The sequence below is a fragment of the Paraburkholderia dioscoreae genome, assembly GCF_902459535.1.
Lineage (GTDB): Bacteria > Pseudomonadota > Gammaproteobacteria > Burkholderiales > Burkholderiaceae > Paraburkholderia > Paraburkholderia dioscoreae.
This window is the reverse complement of the sequence record NZ_LR699553.1, coordinates 128564-143439: the sequence shown is the minus strand read 5'-3', so window position 1 is coordinate 143439 and position 14876 is coordinate 128564. Positions and strand designations below refer to the sequence as shown.

The window sequence follows — 14876 nt, the reverse complement described above, 5'->3', positions numbered from 1 at the left end:
CCCGTAGTCTTTTAGCCGAAACCATGAACGATCGCGAAGTCGCCGAATACCTGCTCGCCAACCCCGAATTCTTCGCCGAACATGCGGAGATGCTCGCGACGATCCGGCTCGCGAATCCGCACGGCAAAGCCGCGGTGTCGCTGCAGGAACGGCAGATGGAAATGCTGCGCGACAAGAACAAGCATCTCGAACGCCGCCTCGCCGAACTCCTGCGGTACGGCCACGAGAACGACAGCATCGCGTCCAAATTCAACCGCTGGACCATCCGCGTGATCGCCGAACGCGATCCGTATGCTCTGCCGCGCACGATCGCCACCGGCTTGCACGATATTTTCGACGTGCCGCAAGCGGCGCTGCGCGTGTGGGATGTCGCCGAGTCTTATGCGCAGGCCGACTTCGCGCGCCATGTCGGCGAGGAAGTGCGCATCTTCGCAGGTAGCCTGACCACCCCGTATTGCGGCGCGAATACCGGCTTCGAAGCGGCGCAGTGGCTAGCGCCGTCCGTCGCATCCGTTAGCGACGAGAGCGCGGCCGGCCACGCGGCGTCCGAGTCGGCGCACACCACCGAATCGATCGCCTTGCTCGCGCTGCGCGACCCCGAAGGCAACGAAGAAGCACCGACCTTCGGCCTGCTGGTGATGGGTTCGCCCGACGCGCGCCGCTTTCACGACGGCATGGCAACGGATTTCCTCACGCAGATCGGGGCGCTGGCAAGCGCCGCGCTGAGCCGTCTGCTGCCGCGCTAAGCGGCTTCCGCCCAGCGCCAGAGCCGCTCAAAAAAGCCCACCGTGACCGCCGCCGACCCGATCGCCGCCTATCTGTCGAATCTCGAACACGAGCGGCGGCTCTCGGCGCATACGCTGCGCGGCTACACACACGAACTGGAAGAACTCAAGCTGCTGGCCAAGGGCCGGCCGCTCGAAAGCCTCACCGCCGTGGACATTCGCGGCGCCGTTTCGCGGGCGCACGCAGGCGGCCTGACGGCGCGCTCGATCAGCCACCGCCTCTCGGCATGGCGCGCGTTTTACCGCTGGCTCGCCGGCCGCGTCGATCTGCCGGCCAATCCGGTCGCGACCGTGCGCGCGCCAAAGCAGGCCAAAACGCTGCCCAAAGCACTTTCCGTCGACGACGCCACGCGTCTGATGGAGAGTCCTCCCGCTGCATCGCCCGAAGGTTTGCGCGATCACGCCATGCTCGAACTGTTCTACTCGTCGGGCTTGCGTCTCGCGGAACTGGTCGGCCTCGACGCCCGTTTCGCCGATGCCGACGGCTACCGCTCCGCCGGCTGGCTCAAGCTCGACTCGGCCGAAGTCGAAGTGCTCGGCAAAGGCAACCGGCGCCGCGTCGTGCCGGTCGGCAGCAAGGCGCTGGAAGCCTTGGGCGCCTGGCTCGCCGTGCGCGACCAGATGGTGAAGCACGATCCGCATCCGCTGTTCCTGTCGGCGCGCGGCAATCGGCTGTCACCGAACGTAGTGCGTGAGCGCGTAAAGCGCGCGGCGCTGGTCGCCGGCATTCCCGCCAACGTGCATCCGCACGTGCTGCGGCATTCGTTCGCCACGCACGTGCTGCAGTCGAGCGGCGATCTGCGTGCGGTGCAGGAACTGCTCGGCCACGCCAGCATCACCGCCACGCAGGTCTACACCGCGCTCGATTTCCAGCATCTCGCGCACGTCTACGATCAGGCGCATCCACGCGCCAAAAAACGCGACTGACGCCGCGACCCGATTCGCGGCGTACGGTCTCCGCCTTCGCTTTATCTGCCGCGTGCGCTGAGCCGCGCGGCCCATTGCTCACTCTGACACCCCGATGAATACCGTTACGCTCAAACCGTCGAAAGAAAAATCGCTGCTGCGCCGCCATCCGTGGGTCTACGCCAACGCGATCGACCGGATCGACGGCAATCCCGCACCCGGCGCCACCGTGCTGGTACGCGCGCACGACGGCCGCTTCCTCGCGCGCGCGGCCTACAGCCCGCATTCGCAGATCCGCGCCCGCGTGTGGAGCTTCGACGAAACCGAGCCGATCGACCACGCGTTCTTCAAGCGCCGCGTGCAGCGCGCGCTCGCGCACCGTCAGACGATGGTTCACGACACCGGCGCGGTGCGGCTGATTTTCGGCGAAGCGGACGGCTTGCCCGGCCTGATCGTCGATCATTACATGGCCGAGGACGAAGGCCAGCGCAGCCAGCTGGTCTGCCAGTTCATGGCCGCGGGCGTCGAGGCGTGGAAGGAAGCGATCGTCGCGGCACTGACGGGCGCGACCGACTGCCCAAATGTGTACGAACGCTCGGACGTGTCGATTCGCCAGAAGGAAGGACTCGAGCAGATCACCGGCGTGCTGGCGGGCGAACCGCCGTCGGAAGCGCTGATCGTCAGCGAAAACGGCGTGCGGTATCACGTCGACGTGCGCAACGGCCACAAAACCGGCTTTTACGTCGATCAGCGCGACAACCGCCTGCTGGTGCAGCAGCTCGCGCAGGATCGCGACGTACTGAACTGCTTCTGCTACACGGGCGGCTTCTCACTGGCTGCGCTGAAAGGCGGCGCCAAACGGGTCGTCTCGATCGATTCGTCGGGCGACGCGCTGGCGATCGCGCAGCAGAACGTGGCGGCCAACGGCTTCGACGCCGAGCGCGCCACGTGGCTCGACGCCGACGCTTTCAAAACGCTGCGCCGTCTTTACGACGACGGCGAGCGCTTCGACCTGGTCGTGCTCGATCCGCCGAAATTCGCGCCGTCGCGTGAACATGTGGACCGTGCATCGCGCGCTTACAAGGACATCAATCTGACCGGCCTGAAATTGCTGCGGCCGGGCGGCCTGCTGTTCACCTATTCGTGCTCCGGCGCGATCGACTCCGAACTGTTCCAGAAGATCGTTTCGGGCGCGGCCGCCGACGCGCGCGTGGATGCCCGGATCCTCAAGCGGCTTGGCGCCGGGATGGATCATCCCTTGCTGACGGCATTCCCGGAAGGCGAGTATCTGAAGGGCCTGCTGTTGCAAATCGCCTGATCGCCCATAATTTGAGGGGTATTTCCCGGCGCCGCCGGCTCGGGCGAAAGCAGGGCCCGTATCCGCGCGCCAGCGCCGGCCCGGCGAATATGTTTCAATAACCCGCTGGACAGGGCTGCGCGCCATCAGGCTGCCGCGCCCGCCCAGGCTTCGACTACGCACCGTTTCACGACAATACAGGCGACCAACATGATTCCAGTCACCATCCTGACCGGCTTTCTCGGCAGCGGCAAAACCACCCTGCTCAAGCGCATCCTGAATGAAAAGCACGGCATGAAGATCGCCGTGATCGAGAACGAGTTCGGCGAAGAAAACATCGACAACGAAATCCTCGTGCAGGATACGGGCGAGCAGATCATCCAGATGAGCAACGGCTGCATCTGCTGCACGATCCGCGGTGACCTTTCGCGTGTGCTGGGCGATCTGGCGGCGCAGAAGCAGGCCGGCACACTGGATTTCGACCGCGTGGTGATCGAAACCACGGGCCTCGCCAACCCGGGCCCGGTCGCGCAGACGTTCTTCATGGACGACCAGATCGCCAACGAATTCCTGCTGGACGCGATCATCACCCTGGTCGACGCCAAGCACGCGAACCACCAGTTGGACGAGCACGAAGTGGTGCAACGCCAGGTCGGTTTCGCCGATCGCCTGTTCATCACCAAGTCCGATCTGGTCGATGAAAAGCACCTTGCCGATCTGCGCCACCGTCTGCTGCACATGAACCCGCGCGCGGCGATCAAGGTCGTCAATTTCGGCGAAGCGGACATCAAGGAAATCTTCGACCTGCGCGGCTTCAACCTGAATTCGAAGCTCGAGATCGATCCGGATTTCCTTGTAGAAGACGAGCACGCGCACAGCCACGCTCACGCGCATGACGAGCACGGCCATACCCACGACGATCACGCGAACTGCGATCACGATCACGGCCATTGCGATCACGAAGGCCACGATCATGGGCATCACCACCACCATGCGCACCATGACGACAAGATCAAGTCGTTCGTCTACCGCAACGACCGTCCGTTCGATCCCAACAAGCTCGAAGACTTCCTCGGCGGCATTCTGCAGATTTACGGCGAACGGCTACTGCGTTACAAGGGCGTGCTGTATATGAAGGGCGTCGACCGCAAAGTCGTGTTTCAGGGCGTGCATCAGATGATGGGCAGCGATCTGGCCGCGAAATGGCAACCGATCGAGAAAAAGACCAACAAGATGGTGTTTATCGGTATCGAACTGCCGCAAGATCTGATCACCGACGGTCTGGACGCCTGTCTCGTCTGAGCGTGGCGGGCGGGCCCGGTCAGCGTTGCACTGGCGCGTTCGGCGCGGCACGCATCGTGCTGACGGCCCCCGAGCGCGTGCATCGGCGAAATGCGTGTCCGAGATAATCGTCTGCTGAATATTGCCGGCGACGGCCGAAAGCTCGTTGAAAAGGCGCGCGTGTGAAAAACGCGTGAAAACCCTGCTGTATTAAAGCGTGCACGACCATCGCTTTTTGGTCGTGCGCGCGTTATATTTTCGGGATATCGGCGCGCCGCAGGGGGATTTTCACCAGTTGCGGTGCCAGATTGTGATTCAGTTACAATACGTGCCCACTGGAGAATGAGAACGAATTGCCCGGTCAGCGCGTATCCTGCGCCGGGCCTGAACGGCGCCGGAAAATCTTATCCGGACAATACGCCGACAATGCCGGCTGGCACAGTCAGAAAAGACGCGCTGCCGGCAAGCAATGCCTCAGGAGCATCTGAGAATCGGTTTCCAGAGGAGTTCGGCCCCGCATTGGCGTTGCGACGCCCGGCGTGTGGGCACGAGGCGCTTCGGCGTCACGACAGTCCACCGTCCGTGCCCGCCCTGGCGCTCCGCGTCCTCAAGGTGCCTTTGCGGGCAATACGAAAGTGCGGGCACTACGTAAGAGTTTTGCCTCACATTGAAGAAGTTAGCCAGATGACGACGAAACGACTCTTGACCGAAGCCGAAATCCTGAAGATGAGCGACAAGGATTACATGAATGAGGATCAGCTCGCCTTCTTCAAGAACAAGCTCGAACAGCTGCAAGCGGACATTCTCCGTAATGCCGGCCAGACGACCGAGAATTTGCGCGAGACGGTCATCGTGCCGGACCCGGCCGACCGCGCAACGATCGAGGAAGAGCATGCGCTCGAACTGCGCACGCGCGACCGCGAACGCAAGCTGCTGAAGAAGGTGCAGCAATCGATCGCGCGCATCGATTCGGGCGAATACGGCTGGTGCGAAGAAACCGGTGAGCCGATCGGCATTCCGCGTCTGCTCGCACGGCCCACGGCCACCCTGTCGCTCGAAGCACAGGAACGCCGCGAACTGCGCCAGAAGCTGTTCGGCGACTGAACGCTTGCGGCGCGGCTTCGGCTCCGCGCCCCGAAACGCTGCTTCGTCGAGAGGGCGCACGGTGATCCGTGCGCCTTTTTCTTTTGTGCGGCGCTCTTTTGGGCGTTGCCGTAAGTGATGGCTTTGCGCGACCGCCCGGCGGACATGCGATGCGGCGCCTCTTACGCCTTTTACACCTCCTGTGCCTCTCTTCCGCGACCGCGCGGCGCCCACTAGCACACGCCCCCTCCGCATCACACCCCGCCCCCCGCACCGAATCGCGTGTTTTTTGTCTTATGCCATTTGCCGGCTCTTGATATGACCGCGCACGCCCTAAAATAAACCCGACATGCGCTGCACGAGCGCGCGCCGGCCGGTTCTGTTCTAGCGCCGCGCGCCGTCCGCTTTCAGGATTCATGCGGTAGCGCATTGCGCCGCCGCGTCCTACCCGTTTTGCAAAGAGGAACGCATATGGAGCAATTTCACGGCACGACGATCGTCTCCGTGCGCCGCGGCGACAAGGTCGCGCTCGGCGGCGACGGCCAGGTGACGCTGGGCAATATCGTCATGAAGGGCGGCGCGAAGAAAGTCCGGCGCATCTATAACGGCAAGGTGATGGTCGGCTTTGCCGGCGGCACGGCCGACGCCTTTTCGCTGCTCGACCGCTTCGAAGCGAAGCTGGAAAAACATCAGGGCAACCTCACGCGCGCCGCCGTCGAACTCGCCAAAGACTGGCGCACCGACCGCATGCTGCGCCGGCTCGAAGCCATGCTGATCGCCGCGGACGCCACCACCACGCTCGTCATCACCGGCAACGGCGACGTGCTCGATCCGGAAGGCGGCATCTGCGCGATCGGTTCGGGCGGCGCTTATGCGCAAGCCGCAGCGAAAGCGCTCGCTGACAACACCGAGTTGTCGCCGCGCGAAATCGTGGAAAAGTCGCTGGAGATTGCCGGCGACATGTGCATCTACACGAACCATAACCGCGTTATCGAGACGATCGAGTAAGGATCCACAATGAGCACCATGACCCCTGCCGAGATCGTCTCGGAACTCGACAAACACATCATCGGCCAAGGCCGCGCGAAGAAAGCGGTGGCCGTCGCGTTGCGCAACCGCTGGCGTCGCCAGCAGGTTGAAGAACCGCTGCGTCAGGAAATCACGCCGAAGAACATTCTGATGATCGGACCGACTGGTGTCGGCAAGACCGAAATCGCGCGGCGTCTGGCAAAACTGGCCGACGCGCCGTTCATCAAGATCGAAGCCACCAAGTTCACCGAAGTCGGCTACGTGGGCCGCGATGTGGACAGCATCGTGCGCGACCTGATCGAAATCTCGGTCAAGCAGACGCGTGAAACGGAAATGCGCAAGGTGCGGACCAAGGCCGAAGATCAGGCCGAAGACCGTATCCTCGACATTCTGCTGCCGAGTGCGCGCCCGGTCGGCTTCGGCGCGAGTTCGAGCGCCGCCGATACCGTGGACGAAGGCAGCACCACGCGCCAGACCTTCCGCAAGCGTCTGCGCGAAGGCCTGCTCGACGACAAGGAAGTCGAACTCGACGTGGAGCAGCCGCAAGTCGGCATGGACATCATGGGGCCGCCGGGCATGGAGGACATGACCGAGCAGATCCGTTCGATGTTCGCGAACATCGGCGGCGGCAAGAAAACGCGCCGCAAGATGAAGGTGAAGGAAGCGCTGAAGGCGCTCACCGACGAAGAAGCCGCCAAGATGCTGAACGACGAAGAGGTGAAAACCAAGGCGGTGCAGAACGTCGAGCAGAACGGCATCGTGTTTCTCGACGAAATCGACAAGATCGCGTCGCGCAACGAAGCCGGCGGCGGCGAAGTCTCCCGTCAGGGTGTGCAGCGCGATCTGTTGCCGCTAGTCGAAGGCACCACGATCAACACCAAGTACGGCATGGTGAAGACCGATCACATTCTGTTCATCGCCAGCGGTGCATTCCACCTTGCCAAGCCGAGCGATCTGATTCCGGAACTGCAAGGCCGCTTTCCGATTCGCGTCGAACTGGATTCGCTGTCGGTGAACGACTTCGAATCGATCCTGGTGTCCACGGACGCGAGCCTCGTCAAGCAATACCAGGCATTGCTCGCCACCGAAGACGTGCACCTCGAATTCGCCGACGACGGCATCCGCCGTCTCGCCGAAATCGCGTACGCGGTCAACGAGAAAACCGAGAACATCGGCGCGCGCCGCCTGTACACGGTGATCGAAAAGCTGCTCGAGGAAGTCTCGTTCGCGGCCGGCAACCACTCGGGCCGCACGGTGCAGATCGACGCGGCCTATGTCGATCGCGCACTGAACGAAGTGGCCGAAGACGAGGATCTGTCGCGCTACGTGCTGTGATTTCGACGTGGCGAATATCTCAAGCGGTGATGTGTTCATCACCGCTTGAGACCGAGCTGATCTGATGTGAGCCGCATAAAAAACGGGCTGCCTTCGCCAAGGCAGCCCGTTTTCATTTGCTTACGGCAAGCGCAGCCGCGACGCCGCGCTTACTGCTTGACCGGCCGCTTCGCGAGCTTGCGTTGCAGCGTTCGCCGATGCATGTTCAACGCGCGCGCCGTAGCCGAGATATTCCCGCCGTGTTCGGCGAGCACGCGTTGAATATGCTCCCACTCCAGACGCGCCACCGAGAGCGGCGTGGGATGCTCGATCGCCTCTTCTGCCTGCAGCGCGCTCGCCTCACTTTGCAGCGCCGACAAGATCGTCTCCACGTTGGCGGGCTTGGCCAGATAGTTATCGGCGCCGTCTTTCACCGCCTGCACCGCCGTGGCGATGCTCGCATAGCCGGTCAGCACCAGCATGCGCGCGTCGGGTTGCAGATCGCGCAAGGGCGCGACGAGCGTAAGACCGGAGTCATTGCCGAGATGCAGATCCACCGTGATCTGGCTGAACTTCTGCTGATTCGCCAGCTTGATGGCCTCATCCGCGTTGTGCGCTTCGCTCACCGTGTAGCCGCGCCGGGTGAGACCACGGGCGAGGATGCCGGAGAACACCTCGTCGTCGTCGATCACCAGAAAATTCATTTCACTCATACTTGTTTCTCCGTGTTGGATGGCTCGGCACCGTGACGGCCCGAGCCAAAAAATTTGCGCGCGGCGAGCGGCAGTTTCAGGACCGCACGCGTACCGCGCGGCCTGATCGTGCTGACATCGGTCAGCTCGATCGATCCCTTCAGACGCGCCGCCGCCGAAAATGCGAGATAGAGGCCCACGCCGTGCCCGCCTTGCGTACTCTCGACCGGCATCGCACCCAGCGAACCGCGCAACGCGGCCGGAATGCCGGGGCCCGCGTCGCAGACTTCGAATACGATCTGATCTCCACGCGCCGCAAGCGAGCAGGACAGCGTGACGTGATCGCGACTTGCTCGCGCGGCGTTGTCGAGCAGAATCGTGAGAATCTGACTGACAGCCACGGTATCGTCAAGACTGACATCCGCGGGAGGCACGCCGAGCCGCTCGAATTTCACATGCGGATGACGCAAGCGCCACTGCTCGCCGAACGATTCCAGCCACTCGCCGACCGGTTGTCGGCTGGCGCTCGTCGAAGCCCGACTGCGCAGCCGGGCAAGCGCCGAAGTACACAGCGTCATCTGCTGTTCGAGCAGTTCGAGATCGGCTGTGTATGGCGCGAGGCCCTTGTCGGAGCGTGCGGCGTCGCGCAATTCTTCGGACAACATTGCAATTGTAGACAGAGGCGTGCCGATTTCGTGAGCGACAGTGGCAGCCTGCACGCCCAACGCGACCGCGCGTTCATCGTGAAGCAAGCGCTGCTGCGCGTCTCCAAGGGCTGCGTCACGTAGCCGCAGCGCTCCCGACATGCGCGCAACGAACCATGCAATGAGGCCGACGCTGACCATGAAGTTCACCCACATGCCCGCGCGATAGTAGTCGAACAGGTTCGCGGGATTGTCGAGATTCAGCGGCACCGAATCGAAACCCAGCACCGCGTAGCAAGCAACTGCGAACGCCGCGAGCCACGCCATCAGATGCCACGGCAGCACAGCCGCGGCAATGGCGAGAGAGGGCAGGTAGAGCGAAACGAATGGATTGGTGGTGCCGCCCGAGAGAAACAGCAGAGCGGACAACGCGCCCAGATCGACCCAGATCTGGCCGAACAGCTCCATGTTGGATTCGGGCCGCTGCTGCGAAACGCGCCACCACGTGAGTCCGTTGAAGATCACTTCGAGCGCGATCACGAGCAGCATGGCGGGCAACGGCAGATGCACGCCGATGAAGGTCTGCACGAACGCAATCGTCATCAACTGGCCAATGATCGCGAGACTGCGCAGCCAGAACAGATGCCCGAGATTGACGCGGCCGGTGTTGGTTATACGATGCATGACGTTAGTTTACCTGTTCGGACTCGTCCGACTTACCTTGCGACCTTGCGCCGGTAACATGGGAATTTTTGCGACCGCGTCGCACGGACCGATCCCTCGTTATCGGTTCCTCCGTCGCGCAGCCTATCCATGCTACCTACTTCCCCCTGCGAGGCCGATGCCTCATCAGCTTTCCTGACTGTTTTGCGACAAGCCGCAGCGGCCCGGCACAACGGCACGGCGCAAGCCGAGGCCGGCTGTCTCGACGCCGCGGCGCGAATCCATCCACTGGACGACGCATCACTCGCATCGCTTACGGCTACGTTGCTCGATCAACACCGTCTCGGCGACGCGATCGAACTCGCCGCCATTATTGCCCAACTCGATCCGCACCGCGCTCTTGCGCACTTTCGTCACGGCTACGCGCTGCAGGTAGCGAACCGGCATGGTGAGGCCATTGCACCGTATCGCCGTGCACTCGCTATAGATCCGCGATTGCCATGCCTGCGCAGCAATCTCGCCGGCGCACTGGCGCACGCCGGCGGCGACCTGAACGAACAGATCGATCTGCTGGAACGCGCGGTCCGCGACGAGCCCGGCGAGGGTGACGGCTGGACCAATCTGACGAACGCGTACCGCATGAATAGGGATTTGCCGCAAGCGCTGGAAGCTGGCGCAAAAGCCGTGCAATGCGCACCGCATAGCCCACTGGCGCACAACAACTATGCGCTGACGCTGCGCGAGGCACAACGCTGGAGCGATGCGGAGCAAGCCGCCCAGACCGCTTGCGCATTGGGCCCCCACGACGCCTCCTTCCGCTCGAATCTGTCCATGTTGCAACTCATTCGTGCCGATTACGCGCACGGCTGGGCATCGCACGAGGCGCGCTGGGACGGCTCCGCGGAGTTGGGCGGCAACCGTCCGGTCATGCCGGCACCGCTCTGGCGTGGTGAACCTTTGGCCGGCAAGACGCTGCTCGTATGGGGCGAGCAAGGCATGGGCGACGTCTTGCAGTTCTGCCGGTATATCCCGATGCTAGCCGAGCGAGTGCATCGCGAAGGCGGCCGTCTGAGCTGGAACACGTTTCCGCAAATGGGCGCACTGCTCGCGCGCAGCCTGGGCAGTCACGCGGACGAGTTCTCAGCTGGCGGCGGCGTCGAATCGCTACCGGCGTTCGACTACGAGATCCCGTTGCTCAGCCTGCCGCTGATATTCGATACCCGAGGGGATACGATTCCGGCCACGGCACCCTATCTGCATGCGGACCCGGCTGCGATCCGGTCGTGGCAAGAAAGGCTGGCGGCCGAATCAAGGCTCAAGGTCGGGCTGACATGGACCGGCAGCCACGGCCATCAGCGCAATCCATTCCGCCGGGTGGGTTGGGAACGCTATGCGGCACATTTCGGCGGTATGCATGACGTGGCGTTTTATTCGTTGCAACCGGGCGCAACCGCCGACGTCGCGGCGGCGCGAGGGGCCGGCCTGTCAATGACCGATTACACCGCCGAATTCACGACCTTCGACGACACTGCGGCGTTCGTGGGCGCGCTTGATCTCGTCGTCACCGTTTGCACGTCGGTGGCGCATCTGAGCGGCGCGCTCGGCCAGCGCACCTGGGTGCTGCTCGACGTCAACCCGCACTGGGTCTGGCTGCTCGACCGTCGCGACAGCCCATGGTATCCAGACGCCACGCTGTATCGGCAGCCGCGGTTCGGTGAATGGGAGCCGGCGCTGGAATCCCTCGCGCGCGATCTGCGGGCGTTGGCGCTCCAGCACCGCGCGGCGTAAGCCGCTCCCGCTTCGCTCAAACAGCGGCTCTCGCGGCGGTCTGATCGTCGCTCACGTGCGTCGATCACACGCCGGGCGGCGCCTGAGTCGCCCGCGCAATCTCCGCGGCGAGACACTCGGGGCACAGGCAGCGTCCGGCCGGATCGAGCCTGTGCCCCGGCAACGGCGGCATTTTGCGGCACCAGCAGTCGAACGGCTGCCCATGCATGGCGCAATCGAACGCGTTGCCGCAGCGCGGGCAGCGCGCGCTGCTTTGTGAGCGGGAGACGGACGGTTTCATGACGGGCCGGATGGTCTCGCTTCAGCCTGAATCAGGAAATGATGCCACGTCTGACTGACCACCGTGAGTCGTCCGTTCGGCTAATTCACAGGGCTGCCGAAACCGCGCTACGCTTGATCGTGGGCTGGCGCCTGCGAGCTGTGATTGCGCGGTGCGCAAAGCCCGTGGCGCCCACCGCTTGCGCAGCTATCGAAAACCCTGTTGCAGCGCGCCAGTCCTGTACAATTCGCCCTGATTCAACTGTTCCGTGCCTGAGCCTGCCGCCATGTCCGAGCTTCCCGACCTTTCGCAGATCGCGCCCACCCTGAAGGCTGAAATCCTGGCCGAGGCGCTGCCCTACATTCGCCAGTATCACGGCAAGACCGTGGTCATCAAATACGGCGGCAACGCCATGACCGAAGAGCGCCTGAAGCAGGGCTTCGCGCGCGACGTGATCCTGCTGAAGCTGGTCGGTATCAATCCGGTCATCGTGCACGGCGGCGGTCCGCAAATCGACCAGGCGCTGAAGAAGATCGGCAAACAGGGCACGTTCATCCAGGGCATGCGCGTCACCGACGAAGAGACGATGGAAGTCGTCGAGTGGGTGCTCGGCGGCGAAGTGCAGCAGGACATCGTCACGCTGATCAACCACTTCGGCGGTCACGCGGTCGGCTTGACGGGCAAAGACGGCGGCCTGATCCACGCCCGCAAGATGCTGATGCCGGATCGCGACAATCCGGGCCAGTATGTCGATATCGGCCAGGTGGGCGAAGTCGAGGCGATCAACCCGGCGGTCGTGAAAGCGCTGCAGGACGACGCGTTCATCCCCGTCATCTCGCCGATCGGTTTCGGCGAAGACGGTCTGTCTTACAACATCAACGCGGACCTGGTCGCGGGCAAGCTGGCGGTGGTGCTGAACGCCGAAAAGCTGGTCATGATGACCAACATCCCCGGTGTGATGGATAAAGAAGGCAATCTGCTCACCGATCTGTCGGCGCGCGAAATCGACGGCCTGTTCGCGGACGGCACGATCTCCGGCGGCATGCTGCCGAAAATCTCGTCGGCGCTGGACGCGGCCAAGAGCGGTGTGCGTTCGGTGCACATCATCGACGGCCGCATCGAGCACTCGGTACTGCTGGAAATTCTCACCGAACAGCCGTTCGGCACGATGATCCGTTCGCATTGATTCCTGCCTCGAATCCGGCGCACACGGCACATCAGCATGACGTGTCATGTGCGCCGTGCAGTTGCGCTGCCCGGTCGTTCGTCGGCGCGCATAGTGTCTACGGCGGCCGGCAACGTGCCGCCTCGGCGCACCGCCCCGCTCTCCCTTCTTTTTTCGCCGCCCGCACCGTGAACCGCTCGCGTTCGCCGCGTGAAGCGACTGTTCGCGCCTGACCGGCGCTCTCCATCATGCGCACTCCCACTTCCCGACGCCGTCGTCCGCATATCGCAGGTGGCCGTCCGGTCTGGCTGTTCGATCTCGACAACACGCTGCACCACGCGTCGCACGCGATCTTTCCTGCAATCAATCACGGGATGACGCAGTACATCATCGACGCCTTGCAAGTGGACATCGACGAAGCGAACCGTCTGCGCACCGGCTACACGCAGCGCTATGGCGCGGCGCTGCTCGGCCTTACGCGCCACCATCCGCTCGATGCGAACGACTTCCTGAAGGTCGTGCACACGTTCCCCGATCTCGGCTCGATGATCCGCCACGAACGCGGCGTCGCGCGCCTCGTGGCTGCGCTGCCGGGCCGCAAGATCGTGCTGACCAATGCGCCCGAAGCCTATGCGCGCGCAGTGCTCGCCGAACTGCGCATCGAGCGTCTGTTCGAACAGGTGATCGCCATCGAACACATGCGCGATCGCCGCCTCTGGCGCGCCAAACCCGATCACGCAATGCTGCGCAAAGCCATGCGCGACGCCCATGTTTCGCTCAAGGACGTGATCCTTGTCGAAGACACGCGCTCGCATCTGAAGAACTACCGGCGCCTCGGCATCCGCACGGTGTGGATCACCGGCCACCTGCCGCGCAAGCCGCACGCGGACGGCGTGCCGAAGCGCCTGCCGGGCACCGGCCGGCCGCACTATGTCGACCGGAGCATTCGTTCGTTAAAATCGCTACGACTGGGCACCCGCTCGGTTCGATTGAAGGGACAGCAGACGGGACGACAGCCATGCAGCCGATCGACAAGCCTGACGAAGTCTTAGCCGAACACGAACCGACCACCACGCTCGCCGCCCCGCGCGCGCAACGCCTGAAGCCGGGCGAGCGCCGCGTGCATATCCTCCAGACGCTCGCCGCGATGCTGGAGGCACCGAAGAGCGAAAAGATCACCACCGCGGCGCTGGCCGCCCGGTTAGGCGTATCGGAAGCCGCGCTGTACCGGCATTTCGCCAGCAAGGCGCAAATGTTCGAAGGGCTCATCGAGTTCATCGAGCAAACCATCTTCGGGTTGATCAACCAGATCGCCGACAAGGAAAGCAACGGTGTGCTGCAGGCCCGCGCGATCGCGTTGATGCTGCTCAACTTTCCCGCGAAGAACCCCGGCATGACGCGCGTGCTGACCTGCGAGGCGCTGGTCGGCGAGCATGAGCGGCTGACCGAGCGCGTCAATCAGATGCTGGAGCGCGTCGAAGCGTCGCTAAAACAATGTCTGCGCCTCGCGCAAATGGAGGCGAACGCCAGCGCGAGTCCGACTGACGACGCCAGCGCGCAGCACGACACCGTCCCGCTGCCCGCCGGCTACGATCCGGCTATTCGCGCGAGTCTGCTGCTGAGCTACATCATCGGCCGCTGGCACCGCTATGTGCGCAGCGGCTTCGCGCGACCGCCCGCCGAACACGCCGACGCGCAACTGCTGCTGATTCTTCAGTAGTCCGCGCCGCATGCACCGCGCCGTGACTGCGCCCGCGACGTTGCCGCACGAAAATTTCCGCTATACTTTGCGCCTGACTGCGGCACCCCAATGCATCTGGAGCCGCTATCCGCAGCACCCTGAACACCTGCATCAATAACCTTGTACGCGCCGATTTGCTGACTCGATTGCGGGCGCGCGAACTGCCGGGAATGTTTCCCGCGGTTCACTATAAATGCGGCTAAAGAGGTCGTCAGCCGCGCACACAGTC

The 14876-nt window shown here is 63.4% G+C and carries 14 protein-coding genes; 11 read left to right on the top strand and 3 right to left on the bottom strand.

Features of this window, described 5'->3' with window-relative positions:
- The first annotated feature begins 23 nt into the window (after positions 1-23).
- From PDMSB3_RS00700 to hslU, 7 genes are all read left to right on the top strand, one after another.
- On the top strand, positions 24-746 hold the full coding sequence (locus PDMSB3_RS00700; protein ID WP_007179677.1) for a DUF484 family protein: 723 nt from the start codon (positions 24-26) through the stop codon (positions 744-746).
- Between the two features lie 42 nt (positions 747-788).
- Entirely contained in the window at positions 789-1712 is a 924-nt protein-coding gene (gene xerC / locus PDMSB3_RS00695) for a tyrosine recombinase XerC (RefSeq protein WP_007179678.1), read from the top strand.
- A gap of 94 nt (positions 1713-1806) precedes the next feature.
- Positions 1807-3009 (top strand): class I SAM-dependent rRNA methyltransferase, encoded by a 1203-nt coding sequence (locus tag PDMSB3_RS00690; protein ID WP_007179679.1) that lies wholly within the window; start codon positions 1807-1809, stop codon positions 3007-3009.
- Between the two features lie 189 nt (positions 3010-3198).
- Complete coding sequence (locus tag PDMSB3_RS00685) at positions 3199-4290, top strand: CobW family GTP-binding protein (protein ID WP_007179680.1); 1092 nt, start codon at positions 3199-3201, stop codon at positions 4288-4290.
- A gap of 663 nt (positions 4291-4953) precedes the next feature.
- Positions 4954-5373: an RNA polymerase-binding protein DksA gene (gene dksA, locus PDMSB3_RS00680; RefSeq protein WP_007179681.1), complete on the top strand. Its 420-nt coding sequence runs from the start codon at positions 4954-4956 to the stop codon at positions 5371-5373.
- 450 nt (positions 5374-5823) lie between these two features.
- Positions 5824-6360, top strand: a complete 537-nt coding sequence (gene hslV / locus PDMSB3_RS00675; RefSeq protein ID WP_007179682.1) for an ATP-dependent protease subunit HslV — start codon at positions 5824-5826, stop codon at positions 6358-6360.
- Positions 6361-6369: 9 nt separating this feature from the next.
- Positions 6370-7716: an ATP-dependent protease ATPase subunit HslU gene (gene hslU / locus PDMSB3_RS00670; protein WP_007179683.1), complete on the top strand. Its 1347-nt coding sequence runs from the start codon at positions 6370-6372 to the stop codon at positions 7714-7716.
- A 149-nt stretch (positions 7717-7865) separates the two neighbouring features.
- Here the strand turns inward: hslU and PDMSB3_RS00665 are convergent, their stop codons facing one another.
- Together PDMSB3_RS00665 and PDMSB3_RS00660 are read right to left on the bottom strand one after the other, a co-directional pair.
- Positions 7866-8408 (bottom strand): response regulator transcription factor, encoded by a 543-nt coding sequence (locus PDMSB3_RS00665; protein ID WP_007179684.1) that lies wholly within the window; start codon positions 8406-8408, stop codon positions 7866-7868.
- Positions 8405-9715, bottom strand: coding sequence for an ATP-binding protein (locus PDMSB3_RS00660; RefSeq protein ID WP_007179685.1), 1311 nt, complete (start codon positions 9713-9715; stop codon positions 8405-8407). The genes PDMSB3_RS00665 and PDMSB3_RS00660 overlap by 4 nt, the downstream gene beginning before the upstream one ends.
- A gap of 129 nt (positions 9716-9844) precedes the next feature.
- Between PDMSB3_RS00660 and PDMSB3_RS00655 the strand changes: the two genes are divergently transcribed.
- Positions 9845-11482, top strand: coding sequence for a tetratricopeptide repeat protein (locus PDMSB3_RS00655; protein WP_007179686.1), 1638 nt, complete (start codon positions 9845-9847; stop codon positions 11480-11482).
- Between the two features lie 64 nt (positions 11483-11546).
- Here the strand turns inward: PDMSB3_RS00655 and PDMSB3_RS00650 are convergent, their stop codons facing one another.
- A complete protein-coding gene (locus PDMSB3_RS00650) occupies positions 11547-11762 on the bottom strand; it encodes a cysteine-rich CWC family protein (protein WP_084747773.1) in 216 nt (71 codons plus the stop codon).
- Positions 11763-12027: 265 nt separating this feature from the next.
- Here PDMSB3_RS00650 and argB point away from each other — a divergent pair, with 265 nt between their 5' ends.
- From argB to slmA, 3 genes are all read left to right on the top strand, one after another.
- Complete coding sequence (gene argB / locus PDMSB3_RS00645; RefSeq protein ID WP_007179687.1) at positions 12028-12927, top strand: acetylglutamate kinase; 900 nt, start codon at positions 12028-12030, stop codon at positions 12925-12927.
- A gap of 227 nt (positions 12928-13154) precedes the next feature.
- Complete coding sequence (locus PDMSB3_RS00640; protein WP_007179688.1) at positions 13155-13958, top strand: pyrimidine 5'-nucleotidase; 804 nt, start codon at positions 13155-13157, stop codon at positions 13956-13958.
- Complete coding sequence (gene slmA / locus PDMSB3_RS00635) at positions 13925-14626, top strand: nucleoid occlusion factor SlmA (protein ID WP_007179689.1); 702 nt, start codon at positions 13925-13927, stop codon at positions 14624-14626. The genes PDMSB3_RS00640 and slmA overlap by 34 nt, the downstream gene beginning before the upstream one ends.
- The last annotated feature ends 250 nt before the right edge of the window (positions 14627-14876 follow it).

Coding starts and splice junctions, on each gene's coding strand:
- PDMSB3_RS00665 (WP_007179684.1), bottom strand. CDS start 8,408: ATGAGTGAAATGAATTTTCTGGTGATCGACGACGACGAGGTGTTCTCC.
- PDMSB3_RS00650 (WP_084747773.1), bottom strand. CDS start 11,762: ATGAAACCGTCCGTCTCCCGCTCACAAAGCAGCGCGCGCTGCCCGCGC.
- hslU (WP_007179683.1), top strand. CDS start 6,370: ATGAGCACCATGACCCCTGCCGAGATCGTCTCGGAACTCGACAAACAC.
- dksA (WP_007179681.1), top strand. CDS start 4,954: ATGACGACGAAACGACTCTTGACCGAAGCCGAAATCCTGAAGATGAGC.
- PDMSB3_RS00685 (WP_007179680.1), top strand. CDS start 3,199: ATGATTCCAGTCACCATCCTGACCGGCTTTCTCGGCAGCGGCAAAACC.
- hslV (WP_007179682.1), top strand. CDS start 5,824: ATGGAGCAATTTCACGGCACGACGATCGTCTCCGTGCGCCGCGGCGAC.
- PDMSB3_RS00700 (WP_007179677.1), top strand. CDS start 24: ATGAACGATCGCGAAGTCGCCGAATACCTGCTCGCCAACCCCGAATTC.
- PDMSB3_RS00690 (WP_007179679.1), top strand. CDS start 1,807: ATGAATACCGTTACGCTCAAACCGTCGAAAGAAAAATCGCTGCTGCGC.
- PDMSB3_RS00655 (WP_007179686.1), top strand. CDS start 9,845: ATGCTACCTACTTCCCCCTGCGAGGCCGATGCCTCATCAGCTTTCCTG.
- PDMSB3_RS00640 (WP_007179688.1), top strand. CDS start 13,155: ATGCGCACTCCCACTTCCCGACGCCGTCGTCCGCATATCGCAGGTGGC.
- slmA (WP_007179689.1), top strand. CDS start 13,925: ATGCAGCCGATCGACAAGCCTGACGAAGTCTTAGCCGAACACGAACCG.
- PDMSB3_RS00660 (WP_007179685.1), bottom strand. CDS start 9,715: ATGCATCGTATAACCAACACCGGCCGCGTCAATCTCGGGCATCTGTTC.
- argB (WP_007179687.1), top strand. CDS start 12,028: ATGTCCGAGCTTCCCGACCTTTCGCAGATCGCGCCCACCCTGAAGGCT.